At 66.6% G+C, this 14,343-nt stretch carries 15 protein-coding genes and 2 pseudogenes; 12 read left to right on the forward strand and 5 right to left on the reverse strand.

Annotated features, from left to right (window positions below):
- Positions 1-40 precede the first annotated feature (40 nt).
- Both NATPE_RS02610 and NATPE_RS02615 read right to left on the reverse strand, forming a co-directional pair.
- A complete protein-coding gene (locus NATPE_RS02610) occupies positions 41-616 on the reverse strand; it encodes a GNAT family N-acetyltransferase (RefSeq protein ID WP_006180140.1) in 576 nt (191 codons plus the stop codon).
- A gap of 2 nt (positions 617-618) precedes the next feature.
- Positions 619-990: a universal stress protein gene (locus NATPE_RS02615; RefSeq protein WP_006180139.1), complete on the reverse strand. Its 372-nt coding sequence runs from the start codon at positions 988-990 to the stop codon at positions 619-621.
- A gap of 142 nt (positions 991-1,132) precedes the next feature.
- Here NATPE_RS02615 and NATPE_RS02620 point away from each other — a divergent pair, with 142 nt between their 5' ends.
- Together NATPE_RS02620 and NATPE_RS20940 are read left to right on the forward strand one after the other, a co-directional pair.
- Entirely contained in the window at positions 1,133-2,539 is a 1,407-nt protein-coding gene (locus NATPE_RS02620; RefSeq protein ID WP_006180138.1) for an ATP-binding protein, read from the forward strand.
- Between the two features lie 308 nt (positions 2,540-2,847).
- Positions 2,848-2,985, forward strand: a pseudogene (locus tag NATPE_RS20940) (DUF2237 family protein); the annotation flags it as partial.
- Between the two features lie 57 nt (positions 2,986-3,042).
- On the opposite strand, the gene NATPE_RS02625 reads toward NATPE_RS20940, so the two are convergent.
- Positions 3,043-4,284, reverse strand: a complete 1,242-nt coding sequence (locus NATPE_RS02625; RefSeq protein ID WP_015298719.1) for an RNA-guided endonuclease TnpB family protein — start codon at positions 4,282-4,284, stop codon at positions 3,043-3,045.
- A 58-nt stretch (positions 4,285-4,342) separates the two neighbouring features.
- Here NATPE_RS02625 and NATPE_RS23195 point away from each other — a divergent pair, with 58 nt between their 5' ends.
- From NATPE_RS23195 to NATPE_RS02640, 4 genes and pseudogenes are all read left to right on the forward strand, one after another.
- Positions 4,343-4,477 carry a hypothetical protein gene (locus NATPE_RS23195; protein WP_006180725.1) on the forward strand — a complete coding sequence of 45 codons (135 nt, stop codon included), beginning with the start codon at positions 4,343-4,345 and terminating at the stop codon, positions 4,475-4,477.
- Between the two features lie 73 nt (positions 4,478-4,550).
- Positions 4,551-4,811, forward strand: a pseudogene (locus NATPE_RS02630) (DUF2237 family protein); the annotation flags it as partial.
- A gap of 52 nt (positions 4,812-4,863) precedes the next feature.
- Complete coding sequence (locus tag NATPE_RS02635; RefSeq protein ID WP_006180727.1) at positions 4,864-5,193, forward strand: hypothetical protein; 330 nt, start codon at positions 4,864-4,866, stop codon at positions 5,191-5,193.
- A gap of 69 nt (positions 5,194-5,262) precedes the next feature.
- Positions 5,263-6,087: an MBL fold metallo-hydrolase gene (locus tag NATPE_RS02640; RefSeq protein ID WP_006180728.1), complete on the forward strand. Its 825-nt coding sequence runs from the start codon at positions 5,263-5,265 to the stop codon at positions 6,085-6,087.
- A 46-nt stretch (positions 6,088-6,133) separates the two neighbouring features.
- Here the strand turns inward: NATPE_RS02640 and NATPE_RS02645 are convergent, their stop codons facing one another.
- Complete coding sequence (locus NATPE_RS02645) at positions 6,134-7,138, reverse strand: DUF5787 family protein (protein ID WP_006180729.1); 1,005 nt, start codon at positions 7,136-7,138, stop codon at positions 6,134-6,136.
- A 165-nt stretch (positions 7,139-7,303) separates the two neighbouring features.
- On the opposite strand from NATPE_RS02645, the gene NATPE_RS02650 reads away from it, so the two are divergent.
- The 5 genes from NATPE_RS02650 to NATPE_RS02670 are packed head-to-tail and all read left to right on the forward strand — an operon-like array spanning position 7,304 to position 10,273.
- A complete protein-coding gene (locus NATPE_RS02650; protein WP_006180730.1) occupies positions 7,304-8,536 on the forward strand; it encodes a translation initiation factor IF-2 subunit gamma in 1,233 nt (410 codons plus the stop codon).
- 1 nt (position 8,537) lies between these two features.
- On the forward strand, positions 8,538-8,930 hold the full coding sequence (locus tag NATPE_RS02655) for a PIN domain-containing protein (protein WP_006180731.1): 393 nt from the start codon (positions 8,538-8,540) through the stop codon (positions 8,928-8,930).
- Positions 8,931-9,500 carry a DNA-directed RNA polymerase gene (locus tag NATPE_RS02660; protein ID WP_006180732.1) on the forward strand — a complete coding sequence of 190 codons (570 nt, stop codon included), beginning with the start codon at positions 8,931-8,933 and terminating at the stop codon, positions 9,498-9,500.
- Positions 9,501-9,502: 2 nt separating this feature from the next.
- Positions 9,503-9,700: a transcription elongation factor subunit Spt4 gene (gene spt4 / locus NATPE_RS02665; RefSeq protein ID WP_006180733.1), complete on the forward strand. Its 198-nt coding sequence runs from the start codon at positions 9,503-9,505 to the stop codon at positions 9,698-9,700.
- A 3-nt stretch (positions 9,701-9,703) separates the two neighbouring features.
- A complete protein-coding gene (locus tag NATPE_RS02670) occupies positions 9,704-10,273 on the forward strand; it encodes a GTP-dependent dephospho-CoA kinase family protein (protein ID WP_006180734.1) in 570 nt (189 codons plus the stop codon).
- Position 10,274: 1 nt separating this feature from the next.
- Here NATPE_RS02670 and NATPE_RS02675 read toward each other — a convergent pair whose 3' ends face one another.
- Positions 10,275-11,666: a cryptochrome/photolyase family protein gene (locus NATPE_RS02675; RefSeq protein WP_006180735.1), complete on the reverse strand. Its 1,392-nt coding sequence runs from the start codon at positions 11,664-11,666 to the stop codon at positions 10,275-10,277.
- A 111-nt stretch (positions 11,667-11,777) separates the two neighbouring features.
- Between NATPE_RS02675 and NATPE_RS02680 the strand changes: the two genes are divergently transcribed.
- The gene (locus NATPE_RS02680; protein WP_006180736.1) at positions 11,778-14,309 is read left to right on the forward strand and encodes an efflux RND transporter permease subunit; all 2,532 of its coding nucleotides are present in this window, start codon (positions 11,778-11,780) and stop codon (positions 14,307-14,309) included.
- Positions 14,310-14,343: the final 34 nt, after the last annotated feature.

Here is a 14,343-nt window from a genome sequence, read left to right on the forward strand (position 1 = left end):
ACCCTGCGGTCTCTCCGGTAACTCGTTACAGTAGACCGTGTTAGCCCTCGGGATCGAGCAGGATCGCCATCTCCTGTTCGAAGCTCTCGGTACCCGTCGACTCGAATCCGACTCGTTCGTAGAGGGCGATCGCCGGGTTGTTCCAGCGCTCGACGGTCAGCCAGACGCGTTCGATCCCGATCTCGACCGCATGACCCAGCAGATTCTCGAGCAACACGGTGCCGATCCCGGCCTGCTGATAGGCCTGCAGGACGAAGATCGCCAGCTCCCACTCGATTTCGGCGTTGTCCTCGATCGCCGACGGATCGTCGGTGTCGGGGACCAACATCGCGTGGCCGACGGCGTCGCCATCGTGGGAAGCGACGACGTTGACGCTGTCCTCGCCGATCGTCTCGAGCCAGTTGCGGATGCGGCTCTCGCCGGTCGGTGGGATCCCCTGTGCCCGATCGGCGGGATCGAACGCGAGGTACATCTCGACGACGTCCTCGAGCGCGCCCTCGGCGAACGAGCCGACGGCGCGGATCTCGATGGGGCGGTCCTCGCGGTCCTCGATCGTCGTCGGCGGCGCGGGAAACGGTCCGGACGGGTCGTCCGGGTACTGACGCGAACCCGACATCGTTATCGCACCAACTTGACCGTCGTGGGGGCGTTCAACAGGACGAACTCGGTGATCGGCCCGAGCTGTATCTTCCCCATCGGACTCAGCGTCCCGCCGCCGATGACCAGCTGATCGTACTCGCCCTGTTCGGCGTAATCGACGAGCGCGCTGCCCGGATCGCCCTCGAGTTTCTCGACGGGCCTGTCCTCGAGGCCAGCCTCGTCGAGGGCCTCGCGGGCCTGCTGGCACATTTCGTCTTGCGATCGCTTCGACTCGGGTTTGTCGACGATGGCGACGGTCAGGTCGTCGCCGACGTCGGTCGTTCGCTCGATGGTCCGTCGCAGCGTCTTCACCGACTCGTCGCTGCCGCCCAGACCCAGCAACACGTTCATACACGTGACTGTGAGCCGATACACGAAAACGGTTGTGCCATTTGCCCCCGAATCGCGTCGAGCCGACCGTTCGCGAGCCAGCCAATCGCAGACGTTGTGCAGGACGACGCTGTTAAGAGCGTGTAGTGAATACGTTGACCGAATGAGTGATGCAGCGCTCGATGTCGTGGAGTTCCTGCTCACGACGAGCGTGTATTCGGACGACCGGACGTTAGACGAGAACGATCTCCCGCCGGCGTTTCGCCGGGTCTACTGGACCGGTGGCGTCGATGAGGACGGGGACGACGGGGGCTCGAGCCGCAAACCCGCGGGGATCGATCGCCCGCTCTCGGTCACGACCACGACCGCCCGCGAGGCGACCGATGTCGACCGGCCGTGGGAAGCCATTTCCGACCTGATGTTCACCGAGCGCGACGAGTTCTCGGGGACGATCACCCTCGCTCAACGGGACATGGCCGAGGAGTGGTTCGCCGAACGCGTCGACGCGGAGCGCCTGCTGGAGAACCCGACGCTGGCGAAACACTTCGAGCGCCACGACGACTACGATTTCGACGTTTCCCACGAGGCAGCCCGGGAGCGCAACCGGCCGATCCAGGCCGATCGGGTCTGGATCGACGGCCTCCTGAACGAGTACTTCGACGAGGAGGAAGACGAGGAAATGTTGGACCTCGTGGAAGTCCGCGCGCCCGAGGAGGTCGACATGTCGCTGGACGACCTCGTGCTGACCGACGACCAACAGAACGAACTCAACAAGATCTCGAAGGCGATCGAACACCGCGACTACCTCGCCGACATCGGTCTGCGCGAGATCGGGAAGCTCCTGTTCGTCGGCCCGCCGGGGACCGGGAAGACCTCGACCGCACAGGCGCTCGCACAGGACATGGACCTGCCGTTCGTCGAGGTCAAGCTCTCGATGATTACCTCGCAATACTTGGGAGAGACGGCGAAAAACGTCGATAAGACCTTCGAGGTCGCCAAGCGACTCTCGCCGTGTATCCTCTTTATCGACGAGTTCGACTTCGTCGCCAAGACCCGCCGCAGCGACGAACATGCCGCGCTGAAGCGAGCGGTCAACACCCTCCTCAAGAGCATCGACAACATCTCGCTCATCGAGGACGACGTCTTGCTCATCGGGGCGACCAACCACCCCGACCAACTGGACGACGCCGCCTGGCGGCGCTTCGACGAGATCATCAACTTCCCCAAACCCGACCAGGGCATGCGGGCGGACATCCTCGGACTCATCACCCGGACGATGGACATCGACGAGTTCGACCCCCAACTCATCGCCGATGTCACTGAGGGACTGACCGGCAGCGACCTCCGGATGGTCCTCCGGGAGGCAGTCCTCGAGGCCCTGACCGAGGACCGAACGACGCTGACCCAGCAGGACCTCCTGAACGCCGTCGAGGAGTTCGAGGAGCGGGACACGTTAAAGAACATGGACATGATGGAGGGCGACCACGACGCCTTAGTCGCCGGCGGAGACCTCGACAAGGCCAGCGACGGCGGCCACTCGCACGACCACGACCACGATCACGATCACTGACGGGCGATTCGGCACTGGGCCCGGTACGGTTCTCTCGATCGGTTTGCGCAATCGAGGTCTCGAGTTCCGGTAGCGACGGCTCGGTCGTGCGGACCGGATTACGGCCGGCCGAGCGCTCGACTCAGGTACGACTGACCGCTCCGAGATCGGCCGCTCGCCGTGCCAATACAGGCGTTAGTAGCCGCCGACGGCGACCGCGGCCTACGCGGGATACAGGGCGCTCCGCGGGGGTAGCGGTCGGGTCGGCACCGCTTGACCGGTGGCGACCCGTCACCACGCTTTTCTAGCCGCCTCTCCTTGCCGCAGCCATGCCTGACGACCGGAACGTGTACGGCGCCGAACTCGAGCCCTGCTGTACCGACCCGATGACGGGATTCCTGCGGGACGGCTGCTGTCGCCGGGTCGAGTCCGATCGGGGCCGCCACGAACTCTGTGCCGTGGTGACATCCTCGCCCGCCGTAAACGGCGGGGCTTCCTACAAGGGAAGACTCGCGTTGGAGGTTTCAGGACCCGAAGGCCGCAAGCGTCGTCTGTCGGGATTGCCGACTCGGCGTGCGGTGTCCTGTGGCCGTGTCACAACGGCTCCCATCCCGAGGCGAGTCATCGCGTTCCGATTTCCAAGGAACACTCTCTCCCCACGGGTCAAAGCGACCGGCGATGTTCGCGGCCGCGTTGATATCTGCCTGATACTCCGTGACCCAACACTCCGCGTTCGTACACTTGAACTCGGCTTGCGACCCACGACTTCCGATGTGCCCGCACTCGTGGCAGGTCTGGCTCGTGTAGCGTGGGTTCACGAACCCGACCGGAATACCGGCTTCGAGAGCCTTGTCCTTGATGCGGTCGGTGAGGCGAGCGAACGCCCACGAGTGCAAGCGTCGGTTCATGTACTTCCCGTAGTCCAAGTTCTCGCGGATGTACGACAAGTCCTCGAGTACGATTACCGGGTCCTCGAAAGACTCGGCGTACTCGACGGCTTCGCGAGACGCCTTCTCGACGATATCCGTGAGCGCGTTCTGGTAGTGGTCGAAACGTTCGTCGATCCGCCACTGGGCGGCGTCACGTTCCTGCAGGCGCTTGAGGGTCGTGTACATCTCCTTGCGGAGTGCCCGCGCACGGCCGCCGTCGTAGATGTATGGTTGGGTCGGAGTGTCGTTCTGACAGGCACAGCCCGTCAGAAGCTTAGACTCGCCAATATCGAAACCGATTCGAGTCGGATCGTCCGGCGTCTCTGGTTCGGCTACGTCGTACTCGACGGTGACGTGCAGCACCCAGTTCGTTCGGTACTGTTGCAGTCGGAACTCACCGACCGACACGTCGCCGTTGAGCAGATCGAACCACAGCGATTCCTGCTCGGGGTTAATTCGAAGTGGAATCCAGAACGCGTTGCCACGTCCAGCCTGTGGAACGCGCCAACAGAACTCGTACGCACGCTCGCCGGAGTGATCGATTCGAAAGCCACGGTTCGTGAATCGAACCGGGTGGTCGTCCTCGAGTTCCGAGGCGTTGTACGTCCGGCGGAGTTGCGGGACGTAGTTCTTGAGGGCGTCTTTGGCGTAGGACGTGAGCGTGTACGGCGTGACGATCTCGTTGACTGCGTTCTGCGTATCCGCGCCACTCTCGAAGGCATCCTCAAGGGCGCGGCGGTAAGTCGCCACAGTGCGCTCGAGGCGTTGCTCTTTGCCCGTAGTGGGTGGCGCGAGAGTAGCTTCGAGCGTTTTCGTGGCGGTAGTTTCAGCGACCATTCGACAGTACAGGCTACGACCGCAACCCACATAAACCACACGGATAGTACACGTATGTATGGGTACAGAAATCAGATTCGAGGTAGACGACGAACAGTACGAGCGACTGAAAGCGATCAAAGACAAGCGCGGCTACACTTGGAAGGGGCTGATGCTCGAAGGTGTCGAAGCGTTGGACACCGGGGAGCCATAACAGGGCGAATTGAGACACGAACGAACGCGATTCCTCCCCGCCCCAAGGGGCGGGGTTTCCTCGCTACAGCAAGATGACCGAGGAGTTCCTCCGCTTCAGTCGAGCGCGGGGCAACGATCTCACCACGCCGAGACCGGAGTTCGAATTCCCCGGGCTCGAGGCCGGCGATCGCTGGTGTCTCTGTCTCGCCCGCTGGGTCGAGGCTGAGGAGGCCGACTGCGCCCCGCCGGTCGTCCTCGAGGCGACCCACGAGGCGGTCCTGCGCGATGTCGAGCCAGACCTGTTGCGCGAACACGAGTACGACGGCGGCGACGACACCGCCGCGACGGAGTAGGGATCGGACCCGCGGGGAATACCCTTTATGCGACGGCTGTCAAGGGGCACCTATGAGCGATGACGCCCCAGCGGGAGACGCCGCGGCGACGTTCGCGGCCCGGGCACAGGACGACCACGACGAGGCGATCCGCGACCTCGTCGTCTTCGGCGACGCCGCCCGGGGCGACGATCGCGGCGTCCACGCGTCGGTCGAGGTACTGCTGGTCCTCGAGGAAGCGGACCCGGAACGCGAGCGGCGACTCGAGGCGCTGGCCGAAACCGTGGGGGCCGAACACGGCGTCGTCTTCGAGGTACACGTCCTGCCGGCCGAGCGAGTCGAGGCGAACGCCGACCACCCGTTCATCCGGACGGCGCTCGAGAAAGGCAAATCGTATGTGTAGGCGACGAGCCGGTGGTCGCAACCGCGTCGAACCGCCCCGCCGACACGCCCTCGGAGGGACGAACTGACGATGCGGGTGACCCTGCTCGGGACCGGCGACACGACCGGGACGCCCACCGTCGGCTGTGACTGTGACACCTGCGCGGCGGCTCGAGCGCGCGGCGTCGAGCGCACGCGCTTTTCGGTCCACGTCGAGAACGAGCGCGTCGACGAGTCGCTGCTGATCGACTTCAGCCCCGACTTCCGGTATCAGTTCCTCCGGGACGAGGTGTCGCTTCCCGATGCCGCCGTCATCACCCATATCCACTTCGACCACCTCGACGGACTGGGCAACGTCTTCCGCGTGCTGGACTCCCTCGAGGTCTACGCCGCCGACGAGACCGACCCCAAGACGGGAAAGAGCGTCGCCGAGACCGTCGACGACGACTACCACTATCTCGATCCGCTCACGGTCGTCCCGACGTCGCCGCTCGAGACGGTCCGGATCTGCGGGCTCGACGTGACGCTGGTGCCGGTCGACCACCCGCCGCTGGTCTGTTACGGCCTCTCCGTCGAGGACCCCGTGACGGGTGCGAAGCTGTCGATCACGGGCGATACGAGCTACGACGTTCCCGAGGCGTCCCGGGACGTCCTCGCCGACGCCGACCTCCTGCTGGCCGACGGCATCGTCCCAGCGAGTCTGGCCGACTACCACCCGCTGGGCGGCCGTCACGAGGACGCCGACGGCGTCGCTCGGACGTTCGGGACGAAACACATGACCCGTGAGGGCGCGCTCGCGCTGGCCGGGGAGTTGAACGCCGACCGGACGCGGCTGGTGCATCTCGCGCACTTCTACCCCGCCGAGGAGGCCTTCGCAGAGCCGCTTGCGGTTGACGGCGAGGTCTACGAGCTGTAGATCCGGGGGAACGTGTCCGTCCGGCGCTCGAGCGGCGGCCGAGCCGTCAGCCGAACCGATCGAGTCCCGACTGTCGCCGCCGTTTGCCGTCGGGATCGGCCGTCCACGGGGTCCGCCGGTCGCGTTCGGCCTCGAGGTCGATCGCGATCTCGGCCGCCGACCCCGGCTCGTGGCCCGGACAGTCCGGGCCGCACTCCGTGTTGGCGTCGACGACCCGACCGTTCCACGCGCAGTACGGTAGCGTCGCGCCGCTCGCGTCGGTCGGGCGACACGCGCCGCAGTTCGGAAACCCGTACGTTCGCCAGCCCTTGCCGTAGGCCCGTTCGGCGAGCCGGCGGCGCGCCCGCGCCTTCGCATCGGGCGAGACGACCTCGATCTCCGTTCGCCCCGGGTGGGCGGCGAGGGGCTCGATCCCGGGCTCGTCGGGTGTGAGCGGGGTCGGCTCGCGGACCACTTCGATCTCGAGGCCCTCCCCCGCCGCACCCTCGTCGCGGTGGATTCGCCAGACGCCGACCGCGTCGGGGATGCGGTTCAGGTGCGCGCGCGTGACGTAGCTCTCTGTCGCGAGGATCGCCTCGTCCAGCAGGGCGAGGCTCACGTCGGTCCGCAGTTGCATCTCGAGGTCGCCCGGCCGGCCCAGATCGGGCTTGTTCTCGATCCCGACGATGCGGTCGTACCAGTCGGGGTAGCGGGTGACCTGCCGGACGTACTCCCGGTTGCTGGTCGCGCTGGCCTCACGGTCGCGTTCGAAGAAGCCGATCTCGAGGGCCTGCTCGGTGGCGTTGCGGGCGCGCTCGGGGTGGCAGTCGAAGGCGTCCTTCCAGTAGCGAGCCCGCCCGGTGCCGACCGCCGACTCGATCGCGGCGTCGGGGATCGTCTCACTGGTGAGTTCGACGCGGTCGTCGAACTCGGAGCCGGGTTCGACGCAGAGTACGTCGAGGATCCGGCCGCCGGGATCGGCGACGCTGCCCCCGAGCTGGCGAGCGACGATTCCCTCGCGGCGCCCCTCGAGGCGGGCACACAACTCGAGTTCGAACGCGAACTCGGACACGGTACGTGTGAGGGGCGGACGGGAGATAAGTCGTCGGGATCGCCGGTGTGGAACGACAGCACGGGTGATATTCTCTCGGTTCCGTCGACCTCGAAATCGACGGGATAGCTCGCAACCTTTATCAGTCGCACAGGGGAATCACTACCCAAGATTACTCATCGTCTTATGGTAGGAAATCGACAACCGGAGGTGAACATCGGGCTCGTCGGTCACGTCGACCACGGCAAGACGACGCTGGTGCAAGCGCTCAGCGGCTCGTGGACGGACCAACACAGCGAGGAGATGAAACGCGGAATCTCGATCAGGCTCGGCTATGCCGACGCCACGTTCCGTCACTGCGACGGCCTGGATGAACCCGAGTGTTACACCGTCGAGGAGGAGTGTCCGGACGGCTCCGAGAGCGAGCCGCTGCGGACCGTCTCGTTCGTCGACGCCCCGGGGCACGAGACCCTGATGGCGACGATGCTGTCCGGCGCGTCCCTGATGGACGGCGCGGTGCTGGTCGTCAGCGCCAACGAACCCGTCCCCCAGCCCCAGACGGAGGAACACCTGATGGCGCTGGACATTATCGGGATCGACAACATCGTCATCGCCCAGAACAAGGTCGACCTCGTCGATGCGGAGACCGCCCGGAACAACTACGACCAGATCAAGGAGTTCGTCGCGGGCACCGTCGCCGAGGACGCCCCGATCGTTCCCGTCTCCGCGGGCCAGGAGGTCAACCTCGATCTGCTGATCCAGGCGATCGAGGAGGAGATCCCCACCCCCGATCGGGATCCCGACGCCGATCCCCGGATGCACGTCGCCCGCAGTTTCGACATCAACAAACCCGGTACGTCCGCGAAGGACCTCGCCGGCGGCGTCCTCGGGGGCAGCCTCGTCGCGGGCGAACTCGAGGTCGGCGACGAGATCGAGATTCGCCCCGGCCGCGAGGTTGAGGAGGGCGGCCAGACTGAATACGTCCCCATCGAGACGACGATCCGCTCGCTGCAGGCCGGCGGCGAGACCGTCGACACCGTCACGCCGGGTGGCCTGCTCGGCGTCGGGACCGGGCTCGACCCTTCGCTGACCAAAGGCGACGCGCTGGCCGGCCGGATGGCCGGGCCGCCGGGGACGCTCCCGCCGACCTGGAACGAGTTCACGATGGAGGTCGACCTGCTCGAGCGGGTCGTCGGCGCGGACCAGGGCGAGACGGTCGACGAGATCAGCACCGGCGAACCGCTGATGATGACCGTCGGCACGGCGACGACCGTCGGCTCGGTCACCAGCGCCCGCGAGGGCGAGTGCGAGGTCCGACTCAAGCGGCCCGTCGCCGCCGAACCGGGGACGAAAATCGCGATCAACCGCCGCATCGGCGCGCGCTGGCGGCTGATCGGTCTCGGTACCCTGACGGACTGAGATGGGACAGTCGACGCGGGTCGCCCTCGACACGAGCGCGCTCATGATGCCGGTCGAACTCGACGTGCGGCTGTTCGAGGAACTCGAGCGGCTGTTGGACGACTACGAGGCGACGATCCCACAGGCCGTCCTCGAGGAACTCCGGCGACTTTCCGAGAAGGGCGGGCAGGAGGGAACGGCCGCGACCGTCGGCCACGACTTGGCGACCGAGCGCTGTCTCGCCGTCGACACGGAGGCATCGTACGCCGACGACGCACTGGTCGAACTCGCCCGCGAGGGCAACGTCGACTACGTCGTCACGAACGACCGCCCGCTGCGCGACCGGGTCCTCGAAGCGGGGAGACCGGTAATTGCATTACGCGGGAGAAACAAGTTAGCGATCACTCAACCATAGATGTACAAACGGGTTAGACTGAAGGACACGGTAGAAGTACCGCCGGAAGAACTCGGCGACGTTTCGCCGGATCGAGTCAAACGACTGCTCCAGGACAAACTCGAGGGGCGCATGGACGAGGAGGTGGGCAGCGTCGTCTCCGTCACGGAGGTCCACGATATCGGTGAGGGAACGGTGCTGCCGAATCGGCCAGGCGTCTACTACGAGGCCGAGTTCGACGCCGTCACCTTCGATCCACAGATGCAGGAAGTCGTCGACGGCACCGTCGTCGAAGTCGTCGAGTTCGGTGCCTTCGTCGGCATCGGCCCCGTCGACGGCCTGCTCCACGTCTCGCAGATCAGCGACGAGTATCTCGCCTTCGACGGCGAGAACCAGCGACTCTCATCGAACGAGTCCGACCGCGCGCTCGGCGTCGACGACGCCGTCCGCGCCCGCATCGTCACCAAGAGCATCGACGAACGCAACCCCCGAGACTCGAAGATCGGGCTCACCGCGAAACAGCCCGGCCTCGGCAAACACGCCTGGCTCGAGGACGAACACGAGAAACGCGAAGCCACGGCAGGTGAATAACCATGGCATCCGATCGGCTCGTCTGTCGCGAGTGTCACCGGGTCAACGAACCCGACAACGAGACGTGTGACGCCTGCAACTCCTCCTCGCTGACCGAGGACTGGGCGGGCTACGTCATCATCGCCCACCCCGAGGACAGCGAGATCGCGACGGAGATGCAGATCACCGAACCGGGCGCGTACGCCCTGAAGGTTCGCTGACGCGTGACTCGCGACGACACAGACGACGCGTTCGCCGACGACGACCAGCTGCTGGTCCTGCCCGACGCCTTGCGCCACGAACTCAAAGAGCCGATGGGCCCGATCGAGACCGACGCCGACCGGCTCCTCGAGGGCGTCGACGGCCCCCTGATCGCCGTCGGCGACGTCGTCACCTATCACCTCCTGCAGGCGGGCCGCCGGCCCGACGTGGCCCTCGTCGACGGCCGGACCAAACGTACCGAGGTCGACGCCGAAATCCGCGAGGCGGTCACCGAGGGCGCGAGCATCGAGGTCCGAAACCCCCCCGCCGAACTGGGCGTGCCGGTCGTCCGGGCGCTCCGGCGCGCGCTCTCGACCGGCGACCCGACCACGATTCTGGTCGACGGTGAGGAGGACCTCGTCGCGCTGCCGGCGATCGTCGCCGCGCCCGAGGGCGCAAGCGTCGTCTACGGCCAGCCCGACGAGGGGATGGTCCACGTGACCGTTACCGACGACCACCGCGCCGAGATGCGCGACCTGCTCGAGCGCTTCGAGGGCGACACCGAACGGTTCTGGGAGTTGCTCGAGGGTTGAATCAGCCGTCGTCTCGTTTTCCGAGCGCCCGTTCGAAGACCCGCTGGGCCCGTTCGTAGGCGTCGTCTCTGTGGACGATCGGTGCCGGATAGTCGGGCGCGAGTGCCGCCCGCCGCTCGGCGGGGAGCGTCGGCCACTCCACGATCGCCTCGGCGGGCGCGTCGGCCAGTTCGGGGACGTACTCGCGGACGAACGCCCCGGTGTCGTCGTACTTGGCGGCCTGTGCGACGGGATCGAAGATCCGAACGTCGACCGAGTCGGTCCCCGTCGAAGCGACCCACTGCCAGTTCCCGGGGTTGACCGCGGGATCGTGATCGACTAGCCGCTCCCGGAAGTGGGCCGCGCCGCGTCGCCAGTCTATCAGGAGGTGTTTCGTCAGGAAGCTCGCGACGACCTGTCGCGGCCGGTTGTGGATGTACCCTTCCCGGTCGAGCTGGCGCATTCCGGCGTCGACGAGTGGATACCCCGTCTCGCCGCGTTTCCACGCCCGGAACTCGGCCTCGTCGTTTCGCCACGCGATCTCGTTCGGGAACTGCTTGTAGTTTGCCGTCGCCAGATCGGGAGTGTGGGCGAGCAGGTGGTAGTACAGTTCTCGCCACGTGAGTTCGAACGCGTACTTGTCGACGTTGCGCCGCTCGTCGCCGTCGACGCCGTCCCGGACATCCGTGACGGTTTCCCAGACCTCGCGGATTCCGATCGCACCGGCGGCCAGATACGGTGAGAGCCGTGAGACGGCCTCGAGCGGGCGCTCGACCGCGGCCGCGAGATCGTCCCGGGTGTCGGCGTAGTGCCGCAGTCCGGTGTCGCGGAAGGATGCGAGGCGATCGCGGGCGGCCTCGGTCCCCGCCTCGGGGAGATCGATGTCGCTATCCGCGATCGCGATCGGTTCGTCGGCGGTGACGTCGGCGAGCGCGTCCGGGTCGGGCTCGGGTGCTGGGGCCGGCTTCGGCCGCTCCTGCCAGTCCGCGTGAAACTGACTGTGGGTCGGGTACGACGGTTCGAGCGTTCGCGGATCGACCAAGACCGTATCTACGTGGGTCTCGAGGGGGACCGCGAGCGCGGCATCGACGGCGGCCGTTCGGTCCCGGCGGACCGGGTCGTAGCACTCCGTCGTAACGACGCGGTCGACGTCGTACTCATCGCAGAGATCGGCGAGGACGTCGGGCGCCGCTCCCGATCGCACGAGGAGGTCGCTCTCGAGGTCGCGATACCGCGCTCGGAGCGCCCGGACGGTCCGGTCGACGAACGCGCGTTTGCGCGCACCGAGCCGGTCGGTGACCGCGGGATCGAACACGTAGACGGGGAGGACGGGTCCGTCCGCGGCATCGACCGCGGCGGCCAGTCCCCGATCGTCGGCCGTCCGTCGATCGCGCCGGTGCCAGTACAGAAGCATGGTGGTGCTAGCGACCCGAGGGTGTAATGTCCTCCGCGTGGCGGCCAGAACTTCAGGCTCGGAAACCGTGATTTTCGGTTTATACGGGTTCCCGACAGAGAGGGGAACGAAATGGTCCGTGACGCACTCGACAGGTGTATCGACGCGATCACGACGCACAACCGGATCGTGATCGTCGTATTGTTACTGCTGACCGCCGGCGCGGTCGCCGGGATCGGGAACATCGATACGTCCAATCAGGCCAGCAGCAGCGACGTCGGCGAGACGACGCCCGCACAGAAGGCCGACTACATCGCCGAGAACTACGGCGATCCGGACGACGAGTCGAACGTTTCCGTCGCGCCGGTCTACGTCCGCCACGAGGACGGCAACGCCCTCTCGAAGGCTGCATTGATCGACTCCCTCGAGTACCAGCAAACGGTGCTGGACAACGATTCGGTATCGGCCTCGCTCGCCGACGACGGCGGGGTCACCGGTGTCGCAAACATCGTCGGGGCGCGGGCCGCCGAGGATCCCAACGCGACCCGCGCCGAACAGATCGCCGCCCTCGAGTCGACCGACGACGACGAGTACGCGGCGCTGCTTTCGGAGTCGCTGACGCCCGAGTCGGGCGCGCTCTCCTTGCTGCCACAGCGCTACGACCCCGGAAGTACGACCGCCGAGAGCCACCGGATGATCTTCCGGTTCGAGACCGACGGGGCGGACGGCTCGTCGGGAGTGCCAAGCGACGCACAGCGGGCCCTCTACGAGGCGGCCGACGATCGCGACGAGCCGAACTACTTCACCCTCGGCGAACACGCGGTCGCCGATCTCAACCAGCGGATGGCGTCGAACACGACGACGCTGATCCTGCCGGTCGCGCTGGCGTTGATCCTCGGAATTCTCGCGTTCACCTACCGCGACCTCGTCGATGTCGTCGTCGGGATGATCGGCGTCGTCGTCTCCATTCTATGGATGTTCGGCATCCTGGGCTGGCTCGGGATCTCGGCCGGGGTGACGATGATCATCGGGCCGGTGCTGATCGCCGGGCTCAGCATCGACTTCGGGTTCCACGTCTTCATGCGCTACCGGGAACAGCGGGGTAACGACGAAGGGATCCGCCCGCCGATGACGCGGTCGCTCCGCTCGGTCGCAGTCGCGCTCGCGCTGGTCACCGTGACGACGTCGATCGGCTTCCTCTCGAACGTCGTCAACCCGGTGACCTCGATCCGAGATATGGCGATCGGGATCACGCTCGGCGTGTTCTCGGCGCTCGTCATCTTCGTCACGCTCGTTCCCGCGTTGAAGATCAGTATCGACGGCCTCCTCGAGCGTGTCGGCGTCGATCGGCACAAGCAACCGCTCGGCTACGGCAGCTATCTGGGCCGCGTCCTCGGCGGCAGCGTCACCCTCGCGAAGCGGGCGGCCCCGGTCGTCATCGTCGTCGCGCTCGTTGCGGGGACCGCCGGCGCGGTGGCCTGGCCCGCGCTCGAACAGGAGAGCTTCCAGCAGCGGACCGAGTCGGTCGCCGACTGGAAGACCGAACTGCCGGGCCCGATGGCCTGGGAGGAGTCCGAGTTCGTCGAGAACCAGCTGTATGTGACCGATCAGTATCGCTCCAGCGACGACAGCGTCGGCCGCTCGGCCGTCCTCATCGAGGGGGACGTGACCGCCGACGGGACCTTGCAACGGGTCGCTGAGGGGGGCGATACCGCCCGCGAAACCGGCGTCGCCTTCGACCAGCAGGGCGTCGAGTCGGTCCGCTCGCCGCTCTCGGTCATCGAAGCGACCGCCGCGGAGAACGACTCCTTCGCCGCGACGGTCGACTCGGCCGACGCGGACGGCGATGGGGTGCCCGATCGGAACCTCGAGTCGGTCTACGATCACCTCTTCGAGGTCGCCCCCGCGGAGGCGGGGCAGGTGATCGAGCGCACCGACGATGGGGAGTATCGCTCGCTCCGCATACTCGTCACCGTCGACCGCGGCGACACCTACGACGAGCGTGCCGACGACATGCAGGCGGTGGCCGCGACGATCGAGGACGGCGACGGGGATCTGACCGCCACTGCGGCCGGCCCGGCGGCGGTCACCCAGGCCGAACTGGGCGAAGTCACCGACGGAATCCTCTACGTGTTGGTCCTCGCGCTCGGCGTGATCGCGGTCGCCCTGATCGGCATCTACCGACTGAGCGAGGGCAGCGCGACGCTGGGGGCCGTGACCGTCGTCCCGATCGCGCTGGTCGCCGGCCTCGTCATCGGGAGCATGTCTCTGCTCGAGGTCCCCCTGACGCTGCTGACTGCCCTCCTGATGAGTCTGGTCATCGGGCTGGGGATCGACTACAACATCCACCTCAGCGATCGCTTCGCACAGGAACTCGGGCGACACGGCGGCGTCTACGACGCGCTCGAGGCGGCCGTCGTCGGGACCGGCGGGGCGTTGCTCGGGAGTACGCTCACCTCCTCGGCGGCGTTCCTGGCGCTGCTCTTGCACCCGCATCCGCAACTCCAGAGCCTCGGCCTGCTGGTCGTCCTCGCGCTCGTCACCTCGTTCCTGGTGAGCGTGTTGGTCCTCCCGAGCATGCTCGCGCTGTGGGCGCGCTACGCCGACGTGACCCGCGTCGCGGCGGGTGCGGAACCGTCGGCGGCACGCACCGGCGACGACTGACGGCGACGGGCGCGTTTTTGTCACTCGGGCAACG

Source organism: Natrinema pellirubrum DSM 15624 (genome assembly GCF_000230735.2).
Classification (GTDB): domain Archaea; phylum Halobacteriota; class Halobacteria; order Halobacteriales; family Natrialbaceae; genus Natrinema; species Natrinema pellirubrum.